The sequence below is a fragment of the Bacillus sp. Root131 genome (assembly GCF_001429475.1).
Classification (GTDB): Bacteria; Bacillota; Bacilli; order Bacillales; family Bacillaceae_G; genus Bacillus_A; species Bacillus_A thuringiensis_S.
On the sequence record NZ_LMJQ01000041.1, the window covers coordinates 112431 to 132372 of the forward strand.

The following is a 19942-nucleotide window of genomic DNA, read 5'->3' on the forward strand; positions in this document are numbered from 1 at the left end:
CTCAAAACCCAAGTAACATAAATGAACAATATGTTATAATTTTCTTAATATACGAGAAAAGAAGGGATGGAATGAGTACGCAGATTAAGGTAACGCCAGAGCAATTAGAGCATGCGGCCAAGACCGTAAGAGATGCGAGATCAACCCTAGAGTACATACATAAAGATTTATATAAACAAACAGAATACATTGCTTCTCAATGGAGCGGAGCAACGAGTGATCGGTTCTACCATATGTTTAATGATACAAAACCAATGATGTTTAATGTTCTACAGGAATTAGAGAAAATTGCAGTAGAATTAGAACGTGCAGCTGTTAAATTCCGCGAAGCCGATGAGTTGTATGGTGGGAATTTAGTTGACTCTGATATTCAAGAAGGAGCCATGTGTGGAAAACTTCCTCCAAAATCAGAAGAGTCCTTTCTGAATAAAAAGGATTTAAATGCTGCGTGGACTGGTATTTCTACTGGTTTTGTAGATGGTGCAGTGGATGCGTGGGAAGGACTCATATCCTTAGGTGATAAAGAAACCTGGCTGAATATGCGAGATGCGATTGTAAACTATGAGGAAACTATTCCTGCTGCATGGAACGCTTTCTCAGATACATTTATGAATAAGTTTTGGAATGGAGATCTGGAAAGTAGAGAGCATTATGTAGCTTATGGTGTAGCAACGTTAGGACTCGGACTTCTGGGTGATAAGGGTCTTAGTAAAGCAGGACAAGTAGGGAAGGTAGCTGCTATTGCAGGGATTACCAAGGGGAAATCACTTGTAATTAATTCTCCTGCTTACAGAAATGCATTGCATATATTAAATAACTATGAGTTTAAAGGTGGTAATCACCTTTCATATGCGGGAATTGGTAGCACACAACAATATATACAGAAAGCGGTCACCTATACTTATGAAGGTAAAAATGGTCCAAAGACAATTAAATTAAGAAAAGGGGATTTGGCGGGAGATAAACATCCAGTTTCAGGCGTGCCATATGATCTAGATGGATTCCCTATTTTCGATGCTATTACTGAAGTTAAATTAAAAGAAGCTGATTTTAAAAAAACAAGACCCACACATGATAGAATATGTAATAAGTTATTATATGAACAAATATTAAAAGATCCCAAATTAGCTGCTAAATTTACAGCAGAGGAAATTGAACTATTTAAGAAGGGTGAAAAACCTAAGACGTATACATGGCATCACCATCAGGATACAGGTAGAATGCAGCTCGTAGACGCGTTCCTGCATGAGAAAACTGGCCATACTGGTGGATATAATATTTGGGGCAAAAAAGGTGAAAAATAAGGAGGTTAACCCATGAGCAACATTACATGGATTGGTGTAAGTAAAAAAGAAATTACGGATAATGAGATAAAAAAAGTAGAAGAGTATTTTAACATTAAACTACCTAATGATTTTATTGAGTGTGTTAAAGAAAATGACGGAGGATATCCTCAGCCTAAAGTTTTTGATATAGCAGGACAAGATGAAAGTACATTTAATGATCTATTAACTCTACATATGGATGATAAATATTCAATTGTCCAAAGATACGAGAATATAAAAGAATGGTTGGTGGATCTAGTATATCCATTTGCAAGTGATTCATTTGGAAATTTCTTATGTTTTGATTATCGAAACAATCCTGATTTACCAACAATCGTATTTTGGGATCATGAAGAAGAAGATATAGAGAAAGCAATATATCCTGTTTGCTCTACATTTACAGAATTACTTAACAGCCTACGTGATTTTGAAGACGAGGAATAAAAACAAAGTATACATTTTTTGTATATATTGTTAAAATAAAAATGAGTCAAATACCCTATAAAGAAAGGTCCCGTTAATTCGGGATCTTTTTTTGTTTATTTGGCGATGGAGGAATAAGAAGCATGATTGGGTATCTTTGCCCATCCCCTCGAAATGGGGGAATAGCAAGCAAATTAGTAACAAACCCCTTATAAATAAAGGGTTTTAATTTCTTTTTAAGATAAACATGTCAAAACAGGCCTCACCATATCAAAAAAAGAAAATTGTACGTTACGTCACAATTTGGACACATTTAAGGCGTTTTCTGTACGCTAAGACTATTTTTTAGTTAAATACGGACTATTTGGTACTGGAAATTCGATATTTTCTAAAATGTCAACTGGAATATTCCTTTCACTAATGGGAAAAGCACTCTTGGTTTGTAAAGGTATACCTTTAAGGACGAAGTTTTAATCCTTATAAAATCAAGGTTTGTCACGTTTATAAACATGTTACAAAACATTTATAAACGTTTATTAAATCCCAACAACCTTTATAAATCCCTTAGCCTACAATTTTCTTAAAATGATATGGTGACCCCAAACATATACATTTTAATTGAAACATTTCAAATAAGTATATGTTGTATTTTTGAAATGAAAAATTCTAGATTTTTAGCTATGTCATAAAGTGTACTTTTTGACATAGTGTATAAATTTAGCTAATTCCCCCTTTTCGGGGATTTGGGCAAAAACACCCTGATTCAAAAAATGTTAGAAGTATCTACTGCACATATAACTTACGAAACAGCTAAATGGCTAGATAGACAAGTCGAAGAAACAAAAGAGAATAAGATGGAACTTATTGTTTATGAAAAAGGTGAGTATGGAGCATTTATCCCTCTGTATCCAGAAATGTTTGCAAGTAAAGTACTACCAGAGTCATTGGTGTTCATATTTGGATACGCAATGGGAAAGGGTTGTTCTTGGATTATGCTTGATAGAGATATTGAAATAATTGATGATTTACCCACGTACAATTGGTAAATCGCCCAAAAAATAACTAATATATGTTATAATATAGAGACAATAATAGAAAGAGAATTGATGATATGATATACAATTTAAAGACAAAAAGATTCAATGATTGTTATTATCGCAAAATAAATCTTAATAATGTAGGGAAGTACGTTCCGCCTAAATGGTTTTTTAATTTTAAGCACGATCTTGAAGAAGGGTACGATGTATTTACTGTAGAAACGTTAGAGTATCCGGGAGAGGCTCAAGGGGTTATATCTCTTCAAGCACGCATACATGAATCTACTGTTTATGTTAAATCTATAGAGGCAGCTAATCATAACAAAAACTTCACTAGGAGTAGAAACAGGAATGATATTAATACAAATAGAATATACAAAGGTATAGGCTATAATTTAGTATCATTTGCTTGTCAATACAGCTTAGAGCAGGGCTGTGGAGGACATATGTATTTAAAATCTAAAACAACTACAACAAGATTCTATACACAACACCTTAAGGGTGAGCACTTATATGAGGGAAGTCAAGAAATTGTATTTGATGAAAAAGCAGGTATGGACTTGGCCAAAACACATTTTCCGGGAGGTGCAATACAATGGTTAAACTAGCCAGAGGAACAGCTGTTAAAGTTGATTTTGTTAAAAATTCCGTGACTGGGCATACTAAAAAAAAGGTGCGTGGTGCTATGGTTAACAGAATAAAAATGGATAGGTTCGAAAGAGGGTTCCCTGACGGAGTATATGTGGAACCAAGCGACAAAAAAGAACCGAGAATAAAAGTAAAAGCTTTGTTTGAATACTGTAATGAACGTGGAGTAAAGCCCAAAGATTTAACAGATGAAGAAAGAGAACAATTCTTAGTATACGAATAATGATGAAGAGTCCCTATAACAATAGGGGCTTTTTTATTTTATATAAAAGGGAGAGATTATTAATGGAAGATATTAAATTTTATGCGCGTGTAAAAAACAAATGGGCTCGTAGACGTAGTGGACTGAAGAATCCTGTATTATCTGAGCTATATGATGCTACGAATAAACTAAATGAGAAATATGGTGTGAAACACTGGGCATTCCCAGCAGGTATTAACCCAGAAGATTATCCTGAATTGTTAGCAATGGAGGAGGTAGTGACAAGTCATGTAAACCATTACTCAAATGACTTTTACCTTCATGATCTTCATGCGTATCTAACAGGGGATAAGAAGGCTCTTTGGTTATTAAGAAGTAGTGGCACTCATTATATTCCTTTAGAGGATAAGTTTAATCCAATGTATTTCGATTTATACAAGTCATACATTGTGGGGAATAAGTATTTCTACCTAATCAATAACGGAGAAATTCAGAAAATTACAGCAGAAAAAGCAAATGCAATTATACAAGAAAAGCTATTTGTTGCTGCATAAGGGAGTTTTTATTGGTTCGACATCTTTCAACAATAAGCGTTTTTAGTAGAAAGAGTTAACATAATAAAATTATCGTCAAGTCATATTTCTCGGCTTAAGATATACCTTTTTCGAAAAAAATATGTGCTATAATAATGGAAAATAAACTATAAAATAATTAATCTTGCAGAAAGTTGGCGATCCTATGTACGCTCCAGGTCATATATCTCGTGAAGATGAAGCGAAAATTCCTTCATTTTCTAGCCATGATGAAGCTCGTGATTGGTTTATAAATAAATACGGCAATACTTTTCAATTAGTAGGTTCTGAACCCATCGATGACCAAGAATGTTATTTTTACTACTTGATCTTAGATGAAAAAGAATTCACTAAGGGTCGAGAGATTTTGCTAAAGCATGGAATGCTTGTAACTTCAATGGAATACTTAGGTAGTTATCAAAGTATCGAAATATTTGAGGACGGTAGAATTCATATTGTTCATTAGAATCAGGGGGTCTTTCCCCTGTTTTTATTTTCAGGCGAGGTCTTTCAACTAAATTGGTATTATGTTGAAAGAGTTAAAGAGCGACTTTAATCCCCCTCTTCGGGTTAGTTACATATATTTTTAATGGAGGTTTTATTATGAGAATTGATTTGTGTATGGGATACAACGAAACATTAGCAGTTAATTTCATCTTACTGGGTTTGTATGTTAAGGAGTTTACAGATTATGAAACTACATTAGACTTTATGTCGTCGTACACATTTGATGATGCGAAACATATTCAAATGAATCATCCGGAATTTTTATTGTAATACAAAGTTGCATATACACAGTGAAAAGGTTTTATTAAGAGAGTAAGTTACCTCGCAAGTTTTACGCTTTCACACCTCCCCGGTGAAATTCGAACTTGTTTAAAACCTATCTACTTTACCAAATCATTTATTTCCTCCCTAAGGATTAAGGCAGCCGTTCGCAGGCTGTCTTTTTCTATTCATTTATATAGAAAGAAGGAATTTGTTATGAATAAACAACAGAGTAAGAAAAAGACCATTGGAATTATGACACAAAACCGTGGGACTATGCCGCCACCAGCAAGAGCTGATAAAGCCAAAAAAGGTAAAGGTTCTTATTCACGTAAAAATTCTAAAATTGATTTAAGAGCAGTATAATAACGATTGTAAAAAAATCGCTTTTTATCTTGCCTCTTTTCCTCCATATATAAAGGTTTTTTATGAAGTGTGTCTAATAAGTTATAAAAGTGGTACAACACGAACACTTAATTAATGGAGGTATATATGTTTTTTGAAAATGATAGTACTAAAAAGAAAAGTTCATCTAATAATGCATGTTGGATTACTTTTTGTTTTTGGGGACTTGTGTTATTTATAAATTCTATATTTGAGTTATTGTTTGATAGAGAACTTATATCTAGTTCCTTTCTAATACTTGTATTGGGTTTAATCATATTTTTTGCAAGTGATTTTATCATGAATAAAAAGACAAGGAATTAATTCCTTGTCCCTTTTTATTGTGAACGACAACTAAAGTTATGAGTCGCACCAATAGAAAGCCTATTGATAATAACCCCCTTATTCTTACTGTTACAATAATTAAGAGTAGCCGCTCCTAAAGCTGGAACAGCAACAATCATTAGTGTTACCCAGGTAGGACTTTTACCAAATTTTTTAGCTAATGCAATTGCGAATCCCCATCCAGTCCCATGCAGGCCGGCAAGTTTTACTACTTGGTTCACTTGGTAATTTGAGATATAAAAGTCTTTTGATCTTACTACAGCATACTGTGCTGCGTAATTTGGATTATTATTAATAGAGTTTTCATTAACTTTAGATGCTATAAGGTTGACTACACTGTCTGCGCTTACACTTCCGTTATTTGAATCGCTTATACTTTTATATGAGTGATAAAAATCTTGTGCTGTTTTACTCAACTTTAAAATATCTTCTGGATTATTATTAGATAGATTTTCCATGTCTAAATTTTGATCCAATTCCTGAATAATATCCATTAGCTCTTTAGTTTTAGTAACTTCTGCATTGCTAACCTCAGTATTAGCTGTGTTAACAGTATTGACAGTATTGTTTTCATCAGCGTAAGAAATACTTGAAGGTACAGTGTAAGAAAATGCTAGCATTGTTGTAAAAGCTACTAGGAGTCCTTTGTTTAAAATCTTCATTTTTATTAATCCCCTTTTCTTTTATTTTTTAACACATTTATACTATAATTCAATATTTAGGAAATTGATAGAGTTATGTTCTAATTTTAATAGATGGATTCTATCATTCAATGTAAAAAACAGTCACCAACAAAGAACTTTAACTGGTATAATATATTGAACAATTTAGACTAAGGAGATACACAAACAATGGGATATTTAATTGCGGCATTATTTTTACTAGTAATCACTTTTATTCTTTCACTCACTTTAAGAGGAAAACCTCAGGAACACGCTAAAGGAATGTTACATGAAATTCTAACTGGTTCTCTTGGGAAAATGTTATTAGGTGCTCTTATAGCACTTGTGATTATAGGAATATTTTTTGCTGGTATGATTTATGATTTAAACAATTAAAAGGTATTATTCGTTAGCAGTAGAATTACATATTAAAAGCCATTTAAAAGGAGCATACCATTTCGGTTATGCTCCCTTCTCTTTTTATAGTACTTCTAATTCTTCATGTCGGTAAGGTAACTCAATCTCACGTAAGAATGGTACCTGATCTCCTGCTGTTTTTAAAAGTGTTTTTACATATACAGATTGAATTGGTTGGAAAATGTCTGTTGAGAAATCAAACTTCTCCGTTAACCCCTCATCAAAGTACAATTCATGTTTTACAGTATAGTCGTTAAATGGTGGACATCCAACTGGTACTGTTACCTTTGGTGTGTTTACATTTGTGAAACGACGATCTGTTCCTTCTAATGAGAACTTTGTTGTGAACTCTGCAGTATCTTGGGAATACTCACGATACTCTACAACGATGTCTTGGAATCCATACATAAAGATTCTTTTATTGTCATGCTTGAACCAGTAAGGTTGTTTTACTTTGATTTGTAATTCCGTTACTTGTCTTCTTGGGAATGCAAATACTAACTTACCAGCTTCAACTATCTCTTCCGGTACGTCTGTATTATTTACCTTTTTAACTGGGTAAGTTTCAATACGCCTCCACTCCCCATTCTGATTCTTGTATTGGATATCAAGAACACTCATAGAATACTCTGGAGATGGATGAAGAGTAATAGTGTTTGTATAAATGTTGTTAGAAATGTTTTGCGGGATTTTCACATGAATCAATCCATACACTTCTGTTACACATTTATTTTCATTTGTCTCAGATTGACGAACCCAGAATGAGTTCTTATCTCCATCAAATGCTTTTGTAATACCACTAGAATCTACCTCGTAGAATTTACGTTGTTTTGTTTCTTCATCAATTGGTTCTACATCTGATGACTCATATACGTTTACTTCTAGATTACTAGGTAATATGTATTCACCTAAGTCATTCTTATAGGCAATCTTATCATGAGAACGAACAACAACTGGGGTAATAATTCCATGAAGTGTATCTACATTAACGGGGCTATTTGCGTTTGAAGAAATGATATTGCTTGCATGATAGAAAGATCGAGTAAGGATACTCTCCCCTACCATACTGTTGTTCTGATAATCCTTTTCTAACTCATACACTCTTCCTTCTAATTTCTTTAGACGGTTTTGTAAGAAGTAATTTTCACGTAAGATATGATCCATGTTTTCAGAAATTACACCATCATGGTCATTAACAATATCAAACAAAGTAGTAATGTCAGTTTGAATATCATTACGTAGTTTATTAAATTCTTCAGAAGAGCTGGGCCCTTTATTTAGATTCGGATTTCTTAATGTAATCGGGCGCATGTACTCACCTTCCCTATCGTATCGAATTGATTTTTTCTTCTAGTTCATCAACATTTGGTTTAATAACTGTATCAAAAGATGAGACTTGAATTGGTGTTTCATTGAAGTAATATATCTCAAGATCTTTTACTTCGATATTTGTTGCTTTTAACACATTCGGTTTTTCATGAACGTTTATATTAATTGATACTGATTCAGCATATTGGAAACGTAACACGTAATCGATAGTGATAAATTCATTACTTTGTGGTAAAGGAACCTTTCTTGTGTCACCATTTGCATTTGGTCCCATACGCATATTGTTTGAACCAAAGGTAAAATCAGCAGAACCACCTGTACTTCTTACCTTCATACGAATATAAAGCTTATCCCCTGGTTCTACATAAAGAGTACTAAACATACCTACTGGGTCTAACAATCCATTTGAGGAAAGCTTAATTGCATCACCGGCAGCTGTTTTTGTGCATCCATTTAATGGACTCCAACTATCTAATTCAGGAACAGGAACTGTTCGCGAGTAATCAATTTTTTGAAGCGTGGAAGCCGTAAATACATTCGACTTCCCTACTTCTCGATCACCTGTCATGATAGAAACGAAATTATTGTACATTTCTTTTTTGTGGCCATCTTTATTCGTTGCTTCATTTCCTTCTGTAATGTGTCCTAATAGTAAAAGGTCATGAGCAGATTCAAGAACAAAATTCGTATATTGGGAAAGCTCAGTTACACCACGATAACGAGCATTGGCTTTATGAAAGGAAGGTTTATATTTCTTTTCGATTTTCATAGAGTTACTCCTCCCTAACTAAATTGTAATGTGTAGCGACGTAATACAGGTGTTGTATATTGCCCTACTGAGAATTGTTTCATAGCAATTTTTAATTGGATATCTCGATGTTCTACTTCATCTACATAGTCATAGTAAAGGTCATATGTTACACCAGGTAACGAATGATTAACCACAATATAGACCTTTCCATCTTTCTCGTAAAGAGCGTACTTAGACCAATCATTATTCTTTGTGTTGTATCGAAGGTCGAATACAGATACCTTTTCTAAGAACTGACTTGTAGAATAACAATGCGTACTTACACGAATCGGATCAAATCCTAAATCAATCGTACAGTCCTTGTTTAAACTCTGTACATATACCAACACGGTTAAGTCATTCCATCCTTGCTTAAACTTATAGTTCACATTGGTTTGAGAAGAAGGTATTCCCTCAAATAATTTTTCTCCATTTAAGAAGATAGTAATTGGCTCTGTAGCTGATGGAATCGTAGGAAGTACTTGTTCTTTTCCTTCATAGAAAATACCCATTCCATAGTACAGTTGTGTATGTTGCGTGAACTGTTCGTCTTGTAGAATCAAACCACGATTCCCTTCCTTAATTGGAATTACATTTCGAACAATATCATTTGATGGTTGTTTCCAGTCATCTAATGAAGGGATATGAGTTTCACCAAAGTTCTCAACTGTCTTCTGAACACTCCAAGCATCTTTACCCATATACATACGCTCTGTTCGCGGAACGATCTTACGTTTCTCAATAGAACCTAATGTATAGAATGCGATTCCATTTGCTTGTAATTCAATAACCTCAGATTCTTGGCCACCAGTATTCTCTGGAATACCTAAGTTTGTTGGACTGGCATGAACAACGTACTTGAAATCAATTAGGTTAGGTGCTTGTGCAGTATCTCTGTTAACAGGAGATATTTGTTTCCAACTCTCTTCCCTATTATCTACACGTACAAAGTACTCAATATCTGTACCGTCGGCAATCTCTTCTTCTGTAACTAATGATACTTTCCCAATAGAGAATGTTTCATCTGTATTCGGAGTAAGGAATTTTGTAACAACCTCTCCTCTTTCCGGATAGCTTAGTTGGAAGAATTGAATTTTCTTAACTCCAAATAAGTACTGGTATGAATAACCTTCAGGATGTACAAGCTCTTTATCGCTCTCTTGTTTACGAATCCAAATTCTCATATTCTTCATTTCTGTTGTTGGGAAATAAAAAGATACGTTATTACCCGTTTGTTTACCTTCTGGGTAATATGGTAAGTGGAAGTAGTTTAATCCATCTAACGTGAATTCAATGTATACCGTGACATCCTTAATGGTATGTAAGCTTAAATCAATTCGATTTAGTACTTGTTTACCATTGAATGTAATATCTACATACCCATCAGCTGGACCTTCTGTTTTAGATAACCATACTTCTTGAAATGTTTCGTTTGTATTTACATTTAAGGATTGTTCGATTTTCCCTGAAATAGGAATCTTTTTAAATGTACTTGCAGAGTTCTTCGGCATAACGAATTTAATTTCACTAGCAGGATTAATTAAAAATGAAGTATTCTCCTGTTTCTTAAGTGTGATCTGATGGTTCTTTATATCAATAGATACATTGTCTTCCGAATCGATTTTAGACAGGTCATCAAATGTATCAAAGATACTAGCTAAGTAACCCGTCTTACCATACAACAAGATCTTCTCTTTTAATTCCGTCTCTAATCTTCTAGCCTCATACTCTAACCGATTCTTTTCTACCTCAAACCAATTAAACTTTCCTTTTAACTGATCATGAACGGCGATTGTATTTTCATAAAGAATCATCAAGTCCTTTTGGATTTTACCAACAACCTCATTGTAGAAGTCAGACTCAGCTAGTTCACCATTACGGATACGCTTGAACGTGTACTCAGGAGCGCCTAAATCTTGATCTCTCAATAGTTTATTTAAACGAGAACCGAACTCCTTGGATGTAGGAAGATTCCCCTTTCGAAGTTCTTCCTGAAGGATTTTGTTCACCGCTACAGTAAAACGTTTTTGACGAATGTTAATAGACATCTCCTACACCCCTTTCTGTTCTGTAAGAATTTTTAAAGCGAAGTCTTCAACGAGTGGTGTTGTATGAAGAAGAGGTATTTCATCTTCTGTTGTTTTCTCTGGTCGCTTCATAATGATTTTTAATCTTACTTGCTTTGGAAGTTCTTTTAATTGAAGGTTTTGTTTGTGAAGAGCAAACGCATTTTCAATATCAGACTCGTTATCGTTAATCGAAAGAATCTTTGCTGGGAACTTATCGTTTACCGGTTGCTGATGTTGTGGGGAAATTCTATGCCAGTCTATGTCATCGAAAGAAACAAAGTACTGAATCCAATCATTAGATTCACTTACTTTCTCTTTGTACATAGGAGGAACTTTTTCATTTGCGTATAGAAGTACTTTCTTAATACCATCTTCAAGTAAAAACGGTTTACTAATATACTCACTTGTTTCAGCGAATTCAAAACTCATAATATCGATGTCTCGAACTCCAATAGCGTAACGCCAACCCTCAATAGCTTCTAATACTTTTTTAATCTCATAGTCGCTATTAACAGTATGGATACCGTATTTTTCATCAATGATATTACTTGGCACCTCTTGTTTGCGAATACGAGTAAATGAAGTAGAATCCTTTTTTCTTCTATAGAAAGCTTCTTGTCCTAACAATTCTTTATAGGAGTTAGGTTGCTCTAATACGAACTCAATGTATTTTGCTTCTCTTGATGGAAAGCTCCAAACACCTTGGCCAGAAAATTTAGTTTTAGCAAAGTTTTCGCTGCCATCAAATAAATCCTCTGCTCTATAGCTTTGAGGTGTTTTATTGATTTCTTGGTTTAATACAAATTGGTCATTTTGGAAAAGACCTTGGTATTCAATACCATCATTAGATGTTCGAATAGAATATACATTAACTGTACCTGGGCTACCTGCAGCATGATAAGGATTTAAATTAATCCAGTTGATTGTCTCGCTCTTAGGTAATTGAACTACAATCTTTACACGTAATAGTTCGTCATGTTCTTTTCCTTTTGCCCATTCAACATCATAATAGAATACTTGCTTCTTATAGCTCTCTGGAATGTTAACCATCTCGAATTCAAATACTGTATCGGGGTTCCCATCGATTAATGCTTTTGGATCATCGTTCTTAATTTGAGAAGAAACATATTCGTAGTTTTCGAATTCTGAATCCGATTTAACTTTACGAGACAAATAATAAGTCCCTGCAATACCGTTACCAGTTATGGTTCGGACTTTACTTCCGATGCTTCTATTTAAAGCATTTGTACGGCGAAGAGTTAATACTCCTTCTTGTGTGTGGATCATACTTCGGTTTTCCACTGGAGTTAAAACAGTATCTACGTTATCGTAATTCGTAAACGATTCTTTTAAATAAACCGTATTAGGCGTTGTTTCTTCTGTTAACATTTGAAGGTCTGATACAATTCCATTAATACCACGAACGATAGCTAAGATTCTGTCTTTCTCACTTTGAGAGTAATTAAAGTAATCCACCAGGTAAGTAGCAATGGTATTTAGTTCTGAGAATAAAATACCTAAATCTGTTTCCATTTCCTTGTTGTTGCTATAGTAATCCTCAAGGAAAGGTAATTCTCCATACACCACTTTCTGTGCTTGGAATAAAGGTTTACCTATGCAAGATTGATATCTGTAAAAGATTTCATCCGCTAATTGAGATACCTCTTCTTTTGTAGCAGAACTACTTAATCGTAGCTTTGCTTGCTCTAAAAGATACTCTCTTTGTTTCTCTAATATTTTAGATTCAATAACAGGGGCATTCATCCTTGCACCTCCCTACTTCATAACTTTGAATTTTAATTGATAGCTATCAACCATTGGCGTCACCACTAGTTCATCACCTACGTTTTTACGTAAGATAACTTTTAGTCGGAAGTTTGTCACTAGATAATCGTAGTGAACAACCACCGTAGCGTTACCATGATTTGTTGCTTCGTTATAATAAAGATCCGAACGGTTAAAGCTTTCTGTGAAGATAAGTTTATTCTTCTCTTGCTTATACTCAAATGTCTTATAAGCAGAATCTGGAACAATACTGTACTTATTTAAAAACGCATCTTTGCTAGTTTTATAATCTGTACGGTTCTTTGTTGTGAATTCATTTTTACTTGAGTAAGCGATTGGGAAGAATTCTGGTTGAGTCTTTCCGCCTCCTACTACAATAGCTCCATTCGTTAGGAATACATCAATTGGTCTATACTCACTTGTATTCGGATCATAGCTCTCTCCACTATTCACTTGTTTGTAATCAACAAATGGATACTTAGAAAGTTTAATCGTATTGTTAGAATCAGTTCCATTTGGGAAAGATTCCACCTTACGAACTCTTTTAGAGAAGCGATCTCCTACCTTAACTGTCCAAGGATCAAATAGGTTTGCATTTGGTACATAATCAATTGTGTAGATTGAACTATTGTCGTGAGGTACAGCTAACTGAATAGCAGCTCCTCTCTCTGTAAAGTACCAATCACTTCTATTCATTAAGATATTGTTGCGGTATACTTTCGTATTATCTTCATCACTAATATCTGCATGGAATCGAAGTTCTGCACTTGAACCACGGAAGAAAAGCTTTTCGCATTTTACATTCTTTGTACCTTCTGGAAGAATTGAAACCCAATCATTAAGTGAAGGATTCTCTTCTAACGAGATGTAGTATTCAATAGAAGTAACACGGTCTGTAGCCATTCCATCTAACTCATTAAACAGTGGATGGTCTTCAAAGGTAGATAATGATACCTCTACAATATTCCCCTCTACTTCAATTGGTTTTGTAACGAAAATTCCTGCTTGTTCATATAAGGAATGATTTAGCTGCAGGTTCTTTACCCCATACTGATAAACATATTCTGTTGAGCTATTTATACGGTTACTTGAGCCAACTCCTTCTACGATTGGAGGAAGTGGCCCAGGTGTTGTACTGCTTGTAGCACTTTGACCTTGCAGTAAAGTTGTCTTTGGTTTGCTTGCACTTTCAAAACTGTTAACCATCTAAATCCTCCTTTCTATCGTTGTTGGCTATCTAAAGATTTTTTGGCTTGTTCAAAATCACTACGGTATGGATTCATTGGCTCTGCTGACATTGGCGTATGATTCACATTCGTGTTTTGGTAACTGTCTAAGATTTCTTGATGCAGCTGAATACCAGACTTAGAAGATAATAATTGGTCTACATATTCTCCAACTGCAGATTCATAAATAGATTGGCTTCTCGTTGAAGCTTGATTCCATAGCTCAGCTTTCATTACTTCTTCTTCTGTCTTTGATTGGTCTAACAATGTATAAGACTCTTGCTTAATGATTAAATAGAACGTCTTTGCAAATACAGGAGAGAAATGAAGATAAATGGATCCATTTGTTTGAACCGCTTTTGAAAGAGGAATTTCGTAAGTAGTGGATTCTTCATTCTGGTCAATTTGATACATCAATGACATTAATTCGATTGGATACTCTGTGAAGAAATCAACGGATAAGTGATTTACGGTTTTAGGCTTGTCTAATGTGATTTTTAGTTTGGCCATAACACCTTTCCCACTGACCTTTTCTCTTTCATCTACTACATCTGTTTCTAATTCAGAAAAGAAGTTGTAGTATTCATTTACTTCTTTAAGAGCAATCTCTGTTAAGTCAATATAGGTCAAACCTGTACCTGTAAAGTCTGTTTCGAAATCGTATCCGTATGAAACGATTTTCTTTCCGGCGAAGTCCCAAGAGTACGGGTAATATTCGATTTTGTACAGTAGTCGTTTTAATACTTCTGTTAATCTTGGTCCAGCTTCTACAATTGGTCGGTCATCAAGTTCAGCATGTTCATAGTCACTATTAGGAGCAACTAGATAGATACTGAAATGCTCTTGTCGATTGTATGGGTGCATAAATGTCATTTCCCATAGTCCTTCAAATTCAGATACAGATAATGAATAATGTTGTTCGATATAAATGGGAGTAGGCATTCACTTTCCTCCTTTCTATAGTTTGGTTATTTCTGTATAAGCAGGGGCATTTGTTTTAACCGCTTGTGCCCAATACGTCTCAAGTGAATCATCTATTGCATGTTCCAATGTATGGTTTCTGTCTGAAATACTATTTGGTGCTTGATACATGATTTCAATCTTTGCAGTTGTTGCTCCATTTGAATTTTGCAGAGCGTCCTCTACTTCTCTAATAGGTAGAGATAGGTAGTGTTGATGGAAGCTACGATTTAGTGATGCACTTGGTAAGGATTTACCGTCGCGGTCTAAGAATAAGTGAGCGTATTGGTCACGATCTGTTTCCATATACAAGCTCTTTTCCTTTTCTTCAAAACCATATGTTTTTACAACTAGTCCATCTTCTCCTTTTGCTTTGAGGTTTAATTCCTCAACACGAGTAGAAAGTGAATCCACTTCCCTCTTTACATCATCTAATGTTCCTCGAAGGATTCTGTCGTAATTGGCTATTACTTTCTCAATGATAAGATGCGAGTTGTAAAGTCGCTTTAGATCTAAAGCTACATTCGAATGCAACTGATTAAAATGTTCGGCATCAACTTTTTCATCAGTTGGTGTAAGAGTTGTAACCTTTTCTTGTCTATTTGCAAGTTGTTGAATAAGTGCTTCGAACTCTTCTTTTGTTATAACTTTTACATCGAACAAATCCATATTTTCTTGTACTAACTGTTCTACTTCTTTACGGTCGTAATCAGGCAGAACCGATAAATAATTGTGTAAATACTCCATATCTACACCTCCTTATGTTGGATATAAACCCAAGGACCTACTTGCTCACTATTTCGGTTTCGTATCCGAATAGAAGGACAAGCGCCGTCGATAGTTGTTTGCTGAATATAAATCCATTCTCCATTTTGGTTTCTTATTCTTATAGGAGATTTACTTATCTCTAAAGCAGAAGCTAAGATTGCTTCAATTCTTCCATATTGCATTTCACTGTAACGAAAACGTCCGTATTGATTTGTCTTAGAATTTCGTCTTGTAACAGGTTCGGCTTTTACTTGGAATGCATTTGCTTTTGGAGTTTCCTGTCTGATCTCTTCTTGAATATAAACCCAGGGAGATTTCTCGTCTCTTGTAATAAAACGAATTCGTACCTGTGTCATACAGAAAAACACCTCCAAAATAAAATATGAGGGAGCTTTTGCTCCCTCATGAACGTAACCATTCGTATATAACCAGTCAATATATAATCCGTTATTGTTACGCTACGACCTCTGCTTCTACTATTTCTTCTGTTGGAACAGCAGATGGTGCCGGTGGTGCGGCATGTCGCATCATTTCTTCCTGACGTTGCTGTTCTTCAATAGCTTTTTGTTTTAGAAGTGTTTTGTACTTAACATTTTCACTAATTAACGTAGTAATTGTAGCTTCATATTCTTTGATTAATAGATTCACATCTAAGTTTGTTGTATTCCCTTGTTGATTCATTTTTGTTTTTCCTCCTATTGAACATTTGGAACATGTTATTTGCTGAACACATCATATGGACTACTTACTAAAATATCAAGCTAGTTGTGTTGGTTTTTCATCCCACTGGATAGCTTGTACTTCTTCTATGGTTGTACATGCTTCGATTCTTGGTTGTAGTACATTTCTTAGCTTAGATATCTTAGCATCCTTTTCTCGATATGCTAAAAATGCTACATTAAGAAATTGTTCTTTACTTAAAGTAACTCTATGAGTTTTATCACCTTTCCATGCAGTCCATTCAACTTCTGTCATAAGCCCTTCGTTAAATAATGCTAAGCTACCAATAAAATTAGATTGTGCTTCTTCATCAAAAGAAAATGAGTATGTCTCCGAACCAACAGAAGCGTCAAAATAACCTAAAATATCTTTGTTGCATGCATCGTTTAGCTCATTAAATTTATTTTCCTTAACGAGGGTCAAGACCACTTCCACATCCTCGTCCTCGACCCAATCATTTAAGACTTCATCGAATCGAGGTCTGTAGAAGCTTTCTTTCCAACAGGACTTAAGAATTCTTCTTCCTTCAGATAAGGCTTTTTCTATTTCACTATCTGACATTAAGTAATGGTCAATCACATAACCTTTTTCATCTATCTCCCAACACGGATTTTCTACCTCTATAAAGATAGGTTCTTCGATAGGCTCTTCTACGTCTTCTAATTCTCCTACGATTGTAATATTTCCTATATTTTCCATAACGACTCCTCCTTTATTATGCGGCTAGAAACCTAATTCCATTTAGAGAACAGAAATCAGGGGCACCACCTTGCATTACAACGGTTCCATCTGCATTTATATCTATACGAGAATGACCGTTAACACCATTAACGGCGCTAAATATACGTGTTGTACTTGGTCTGAATCCAGCAGGTAATTGGAATGCAGATCCACTAGTACCACTATTACCTCTTAGTAATCCCTGTAGTACAACAAAACCTGCTGCATCTTTTGTATATGCTACTGGACCGAATGAACCATAGTCCTGCCACCCATTTGTAAATGCTGTTACTTGTGTAAATGGCCTACCTATCATTTCCCCAAAACCACCAGTACTACCCGTGTTAACCCTGATTATTTGGGTACCTTTTACATCTGAAACCCACCAACTTGCACCTGGTGCATGACTTGCAGGATCCCTAGGTTTTATGTTCCCGTATCCGTCCATTGCCATACCTGAGCTATTCATGAATTGAATTTGCTTACCGTTGTACACTCTTAGGTCTCCGTAGTTCGATACGTTTCCTGCACCGTCTACTTTCCACCTAACAATATCGCCTGTTCCATGTATTTCAAATCCATTATCTGCACCAGCACCTGTTCCGCCAGTACGAAGTCTTGCGATATTGTTAAGGAAGTTTAACGAAACTGATGCTGCAGTATTACTAGGATTGGTTGTAGCAAAACCACCTACTGCTGCAACTTCGCCATTCGCTCTTACTGTTGCTCTTCTTACACCATTTCGTGCAAACTGTAAATCACCTGTAGCATTTCCGAGGTTGTCTGGAGCAACTACAATCTTCCAGTTGTTTGTAGGATCTTTCCATTCTAGTCCTTCTCCACCACCTGGATCAGTGATTGTAATATGATTTACGTTTTCGATGTTCGTATTACCCATGTCAATTATTCCACCGACAATTAAGTTTCCAGTAAGTTTTACGTTACCACCAACATAAAGTTTTTCAGTCGTTCCAGCAAAACCATTAATACCCACCCCTCTTTCACGGATAGATAATGCAGGTGTAAATGTAGGAATAGTAACTTTTAGGGTAACGTCATTCGAACCACTTAATATGTAACCTATTGAATCACGAACTACAACAGAAATTGTCGCAGTATACGAATCAGCAAGAGTTGTACTACTTGTTACTGTGTAAGACTCTACTCCGGAAGTTATAGTTGAAGTTCCTTTTGTATATCCTGATGGCATTGTTGAGGTATTTGTAGATCCTGTTAATGAAGTGTTAGGGGTGATATTCACTTTGAAGGTTGCTTTACCAACGATACGAGATAAGTCACTAGAAGTAACACTTGGTTTTTTATAGTAGTGAAGATCTACTTTTGGGGTTTCTGCAGAAGACTTTCCTTCGTTTCCTAATGCTTGTGCTCTTACATAGAAAGAAACGTTTTTCTTACTAGTTAGCAAACCAGATTCTACATGGTTAACGGTCGCTGTAGTCGCAGCAGTAACAATACCTGTATTTTTAATAATGGCTTGACTGTTTCCTTCTACCATAACTATGTCGTAACTACAATTTCGTCCGAGCATATCTTTGATTGCTCCTGGAATTGACAGTGAAACGGGCTTGTATTCAGGAAAAATGTAGTTAACTGAATTTATCGTGTAGTACGAAGCAGCAGCTATAGAAACACTAGGGGTTCCATTTACAGGGGCATCTATTCCTAAATTAATCGGAATAGCTACTGTTTCGGTTTTTGATGAACCTTTACCATTTGTAGCGGTTACCTGTAAATCAATGGTTCCTTTGTAGGGGTTTGTATCTGAATGGGCAGCCCCATTTAGTGCTGCCGCCTTTAGATTGGCCAGCGTCATATAAGTACCGCCTGTACCATTGTTTGCATTGATTGTAATGTTCCCTGGTGGAACACTAGTAGTTCCATTAATAGTTGTGTACTTACTTGATATCCCACTAATGGTGTAACTTATTGAAGAACCCAAATTGTCAGAAGCGGCTCCAAGTGTTACGACAAAGGTTCTTGTATTGTAGGTAACATTAGCACTAGAAGTTAATGACGGTGATTTTAACTCATTTTTATTTACTGTTGGAGAGTAAATAAACCCAGACATCATTTCGTCTGTTCCTACCCTATTCTTTGCCAACACAGCATATCGAACAGAGCTTGCACCTGCTCCTGGAGCATCATTAATAGATGTACCGCTTATAGCGCTATTCACGATAGTCCAGTTTTGTCCATTGATACTTCTTTGTAGTTCATAGACAAGAGTTCCGTTTGCTCCCGTAGCACTTGGCCAGCTAATATTAAAGGAGCCTGTTCCAAGGTTCTCTCTATAATAAGAGGAAACTACTGTCGAACCATCCTTGATGGTAATTGTACCACCTAATGAAGGAGTCGTAGCATAAACGGAAACAGGTACGGTTCCTGATTTACCTCCAACATAACCTGTTGTACTACTTGATGTTCCACCAAGTTGTGACGTTGCTGAGAATGTGTATGACAAGCTAGATGTTGCTGCTGATATTCCAGATACAGTTACGCTGATTGTGCTAAATTTAGCTCCTGCTCCTTTTGGGAATGTACCTAAAGCAGCAAAAGAAGCAGTAGTACCACCTATATTAATCTTGGGATAAACAAGTGCACCAAAATAATCGTAAGTTTGGTTATCTAACCTAGCCCAACATGTAACGCTATATGTAACTGAATTCGCAGAACGACTTGTCTGTTCTGCATAAACTGTATAAAGCATGGTCGGGTATGAACCCGACGCCAATGCTGAAAATAACTCCATATATTTTACTCCTCTCTTAATT

Annotated in this window: 22 protein-coding genes; 10 read left to right on the forward strand and 12 right to left on the reverse strand. The window is 35.5% G+C overall.

The genetic code is table 11. The features are described from left to right. Positions 1-71: 71 nt before the first annotated feature. The 9 genes from ASE54_RS29035 to arfA all read left to right on the forward strand — a co-directional run bounded on the left by ASE54_RS29035 (position 72) and on the right by arfA (position 5341). Positions 72-1304, forward strand: a complete 1233-nt coding sequence (locus tag ASE54_RS29035; protein ID WP_000107146.1) for a WXG100 family type VII secretion target — start codon at positions 72-74, stop codon at positions 1302-1304. Between the two features lie 12 nt (positions 1305-1316). Beyond that, on the forward strand, positions 1317-1769 hold the full coding sequence (locus ASE54_RS29040) for an SMI1/KNR4 family protein (protein ID WP_000065830.1): 453 nt from the start codon (positions 1317-1319) through the stop codon (positions 1767-1769). Positions 1770-2491: 722 nt separating this feature from the next. Then, positions 2492-2794, forward strand: a complete 303-nt coding sequence (locus ASE54_RS29045) for a hypothetical protein (protein ID WP_014895380.1) — start codon at positions 2492-2494, stop codon at positions 2792-2794. A gap of 65 nt (positions 2795-2859) precedes the next feature. Then, complete coding sequence (locus tag ASE54_RS29050) at positions 2860-3393, forward strand: hypothetical protein (RefSeq protein WP_000639963.1); 534 nt, start codon at positions 2860-2862, stop codon at positions 3391-3393. Next, positions 3381-3656 carry a hypothetical protein gene (locus tag ASE54_RS29055; RefSeq protein ID WP_226790176.1) on the forward strand — a complete coding sequence of 92 codons (276 nt, stop codon included), beginning with the start codon at positions 3381-3383 and terminating at the stop codon, positions 3654-3656. Before ASE54_RS29050 ends, ASE54_RS29055 begins: the two co-directional genes overlap by 13 nt. A gap of 62 nt (positions 3657-3718) precedes the next feature. Further along, entirely contained in the window at positions 3719-4189 is a 471-nt protein-coding gene (locus tag ASE54_RS29060; RefSeq protein WP_000389431.1) for a hypothetical protein, read from the forward strand. A 184-nt stretch (positions 4190-4373) separates the two neighbouring features. After that, positions 4374-4673 (forward strand): hypothetical protein, encoded by a 300-nt coding sequence (locus tag ASE54_RS29065; protein WP_000271240.1) that lies wholly within the window; start codon positions 4374-4376, stop codon positions 4671-4673. A 137-nt stretch (positions 4674-4810) separates the two neighbouring features. Further along, positions 4811-4984 carry a hypothetical protein gene (locus tag ASE54_RS36035; protein WP_153587186.1) on the forward strand — a complete coding sequence of 58 codons (174 nt, stop codon included), beginning with the start codon at positions 4811-4813 and terminating at the stop codon, positions 4982-4984. 207 nt (positions 4985-5191) lie between these two features. Further along, on the forward strand, positions 5192-5341 hold the full coding sequence (gene arfA / locus ASE54_RS36040) for an alternative ribosome rescue factor ArfA (RefSeq protein ID WP_003310347.1): 150 nt from the start codon (positions 5192-5194) through the stop codon (positions 5339-5341). A 356-nt stretch (positions 5342-5697) separates the two neighbouring features. Here the strand turns inward: arfA and ASE54_RS29075 are convergent, their stop codons facing one another. Continuing rightward, positions 5698-6366, reverse strand: coding sequence for a hypothetical protein (locus ASE54_RS29075; RefSeq protein WP_000698519.1), 669 nt, complete (start codon positions 6364-6366; stop codon positions 5698-5700). A 189-nt stretch (positions 6367-6555) separates the two neighbouring features. Between ASE54_RS29075 and ASE54_RS29080 the strand changes: the two genes are divergently transcribed. Continuing rightward, entirely contained in the window at positions 6556-6762 is a 207-nt protein-coding gene (locus ASE54_RS29080) for a hypothetical protein (RefSeq protein ID WP_000540873.1), read from the forward strand. 84 nt (positions 6763-6846) lie between these two features. Here the strand turns inward: ASE54_RS29080 and ASE54_RS29085 are convergent, their stop codons facing one another. The 11 genes from ASE54_RS29085 to ASE54_RS29135 all read right to left on the reverse strand — a co-directional run bounded on the left by ASE54_RS29085 (position 6847) and on the right by ASE54_RS29135 (position 19920). Next, on the reverse strand, positions 6847-8094 hold the full coding sequence (locus ASE54_RS29085; RefSeq protein ID WP_001247502.1) for a hypothetical protein: 1248 nt from the start codon (positions 8092-8094) through the stop codon (positions 6847-6849). A 13-nt stretch (positions 8095-8107) separates the two neighbouring features. Continuing rightward, positions 8108-8881, reverse strand: a complete 774-nt coding sequence (locus ASE54_RS29090) for a hypothetical protein (RefSeq protein WP_000687644.1) — start codon at positions 8879-8881, stop codon at positions 8108-8110. A 14-nt stretch (positions 8882-8895) separates the two neighbouring features. Next, on the reverse strand, positions 8896-10950 hold the full coding sequence (locus ASE54_RS29095; protein ID WP_000026335.1) for a hypothetical protein: 2055 nt from the start codon (positions 10948-10950) through the stop codon (positions 8896-8898). 3 nt (positions 10951-10953) lie between these two features. Next, a complete protein-coding gene (locus ASE54_RS29100; RefSeq protein ID WP_000993513.1) occupies positions 10954-12735 on the reverse strand; it encodes a hypothetical protein in 1782 nt (593 codons plus the stop codon). Between the two features lie 12 nt (positions 12736-12747). Next, on the reverse strand, positions 12748-13962 hold the full coding sequence (locus ASE54_RS29105) for a hypothetical protein (RefSeq protein ID WP_000248227.1): 1215 nt from the start codon (positions 13960-13962) through the stop codon (positions 12748-12750). Between the two features lie 14 nt (positions 13963-13976). Next, a complete protein-coding gene (locus ASE54_RS29110; protein ID WP_001142992.1) occupies positions 13977-14924 on the reverse strand; it encodes a hypothetical protein in 948 nt (315 codons plus the stop codon). A 15-nt stretch (positions 14925-14939) separates the two neighbouring features. Further along, positions 14940-15689 carry a hypothetical protein gene (locus ASE54_RS29115; protein ID WP_000456123.1) on the reverse strand — a complete coding sequence of 250 codons (750 nt, stop codon included), beginning with the start codon at positions 15687-15689 and terminating at the stop codon, positions 14940-14942. 2 nt (positions 15690-15691) lie between these two features. Next, a complete protein-coding gene (locus ASE54_RS29120; RefSeq protein WP_000195544.1) occupies positions 15692-16066 on the reverse strand; it encodes a hypothetical protein in 375 nt (124 codons plus the stop codon). Positions 16067-16163: 97 nt separating this feature from the next. After that, positions 16164-16391: a hypothetical protein gene (locus ASE54_RS29125; RefSeq protein ID WP_001075735.1), complete on the reverse strand. Its 228-nt coding sequence runs from the start codon at positions 16389-16391 to the stop codon at positions 16164-16166. 75 nt (positions 16392-16466) lie between these two features. Next, on the reverse strand, positions 16467-17129 hold the full coding sequence (locus tag ASE54_RS29130; protein ID WP_000427685.1) for a hypothetical protein: 663 nt from the start codon (positions 17127-17129) through the stop codon (positions 16467-16469). A gap of 16 nt (positions 17130-17145) precedes the next feature. Beyond that, positions 17146-19920: a hypothetical protein gene (locus tag ASE54_RS29135; RefSeq protein WP_033795249.1), complete on the reverse strand. Its 2775-nt coding sequence runs from the start codon at positions 19918-19920 to the stop codon at positions 17146-17148. Positions 19921-19942: the final 22 nt, after the last annotated feature.

Bases quoted from the DNA above. Each gene is read 5' to 3' on its own strand.
- ASE54_RS29100 (WP_000993513.1), bottom strand. From the start codon at position 12,735: ATGAATGCCCCTGTTATTGAATCTAAAATATTAGAGAAACAAAGAGAG.
- ASE54_RS29120 (WP_000195544.1), bottom strand. From the start codon at position 16,066: ATGACACAGGTACGAATTCGTTTTATTACAAGAGACGAGAAATCTCCC.
- ASE54_RS29090 (WP_000687644.1), bottom strand. From the start codon at position 8,881: ATGAAAATCGAAAAGAAATATAAACCTTCCTTTCATAAAGCCAATGCT.
- ASE54_RS29040 (WP_000065830.1), top strand. From the start codon at position 1,317: ATGAGCAACATTACATGGATTGGTGTAAGTAAAAAAGAAATTACGGAT.
- ASE54_RS29105 (WP_000248227.1), bottom strand. From the start codon at position 13,962: ATGGTTAACAGTTTTGAAAGTGCAAGCAAACCAAAGACAACTTTACTG.
- ASE54_RS29085 (WP_001247502.1), bottom strand. From the start codon at position 8,094: ATGCGCCCGATTACATTAAGAAATCCGAATCTAAATAAAGGGCCCAGC.
- ASE54_RS29095 (WP_000026335.1), bottom strand. From the start codon at position 10,950: ATGTCTATTAACATTCGTCAAAAACGTTTTACTGTAGCGGTGAACAAA.
- ASE54_RS29035 (WP_000107146.1), top strand. From the start codon at position 72: ATGAGTACGCAGATTAAGGTAACGCCAGAGCAATTAGAGCATGCGGCC.
- ASE54_RS29065 (WP_000271240.1), top strand. From the start codon at position 4,374: ATGTACGCTCCAGGTCATATATCTCGTGAAGATGAAGCGAAAATTCCT.
- ASE54_RS29080 (WP_000540873.1), top strand. From the start codon at position 6,556: ATGGGATATTTAATTGCGGCATTATTTTTACTAGTAATCACTTTTATT.
- ASE54_RS29050 (WP_000639963.1), top strand. From the start codon at position 2,860: ATGATATACAATTTAAAGACAAAAAGATTCAATGATTGTTATTATCGC.
- arfA (WP_003310347.1), top strand. From the start codon at position 5,192: ATGAATAAACAACAGAGTAAGAAAAAGACCATTGGAATTATGACACAA.
- ASE54_RS29110 (WP_001142992.1), bottom strand. From the start codon at position 14,924: ATGCCTACTCCCATTTATATCGAACAACATTATTCATTATCTGTATCT.
- ASE54_RS29135 (WP_033795249.1), bottom strand. From the start codon at position 19,920: ATGGAGTTATTTTCAGCATTGGCGTCGGGTTCATACCCGACCATGCTT.
- ASE54_RS29055 (WP_226790176.1), top strand. From the start codon at position 3,381: ATGGTTAAACTAGCCAGAGGAACAGCTGTTAAAGTTGATTTTGTTAAA.
- ASE54_RS29125 (WP_001075735.1), bottom strand. From the start codon at position 16,391: ATGAATCAACAAGGGAATACAACAAACTTAGATGTGAATCTATTAATC.
- ASE54_RS36035 (WP_153587186.1), top strand. From the start codon at position 4,811: ATGAGAATTGATTTGTGTATGGGATACAACGAAACATTAGCAGTTAAT.
- ASE54_RS29130 (WP_000427685.1), bottom strand. From the start codon at position 17,129: ATGGAAAATATAGGAAATATTACAATCGTAGGAGAATTAGAAGACGTA.
- ASE54_RS29115 (WP_000456123.1), bottom strand. From the start codon at position 15,689: ATGGAGTATTTACACAATTATTTATCGGTTCTGCCTGATTACGACCGT.
- ASE54_RS29060 (WP_000389431.1), top strand. From the start codon at position 3,719: ATGGAAGATATTAAATTTTATGCGCGTGTAAAAAACAAATGGGCTCGT.
- ASE54_RS29075 (WP_000698519.1), bottom strand. From the start codon at position 6,366: ATGAAGATTTTAAACAAAGGACTCCTAGTAGCTTTTACAACAATGCTA.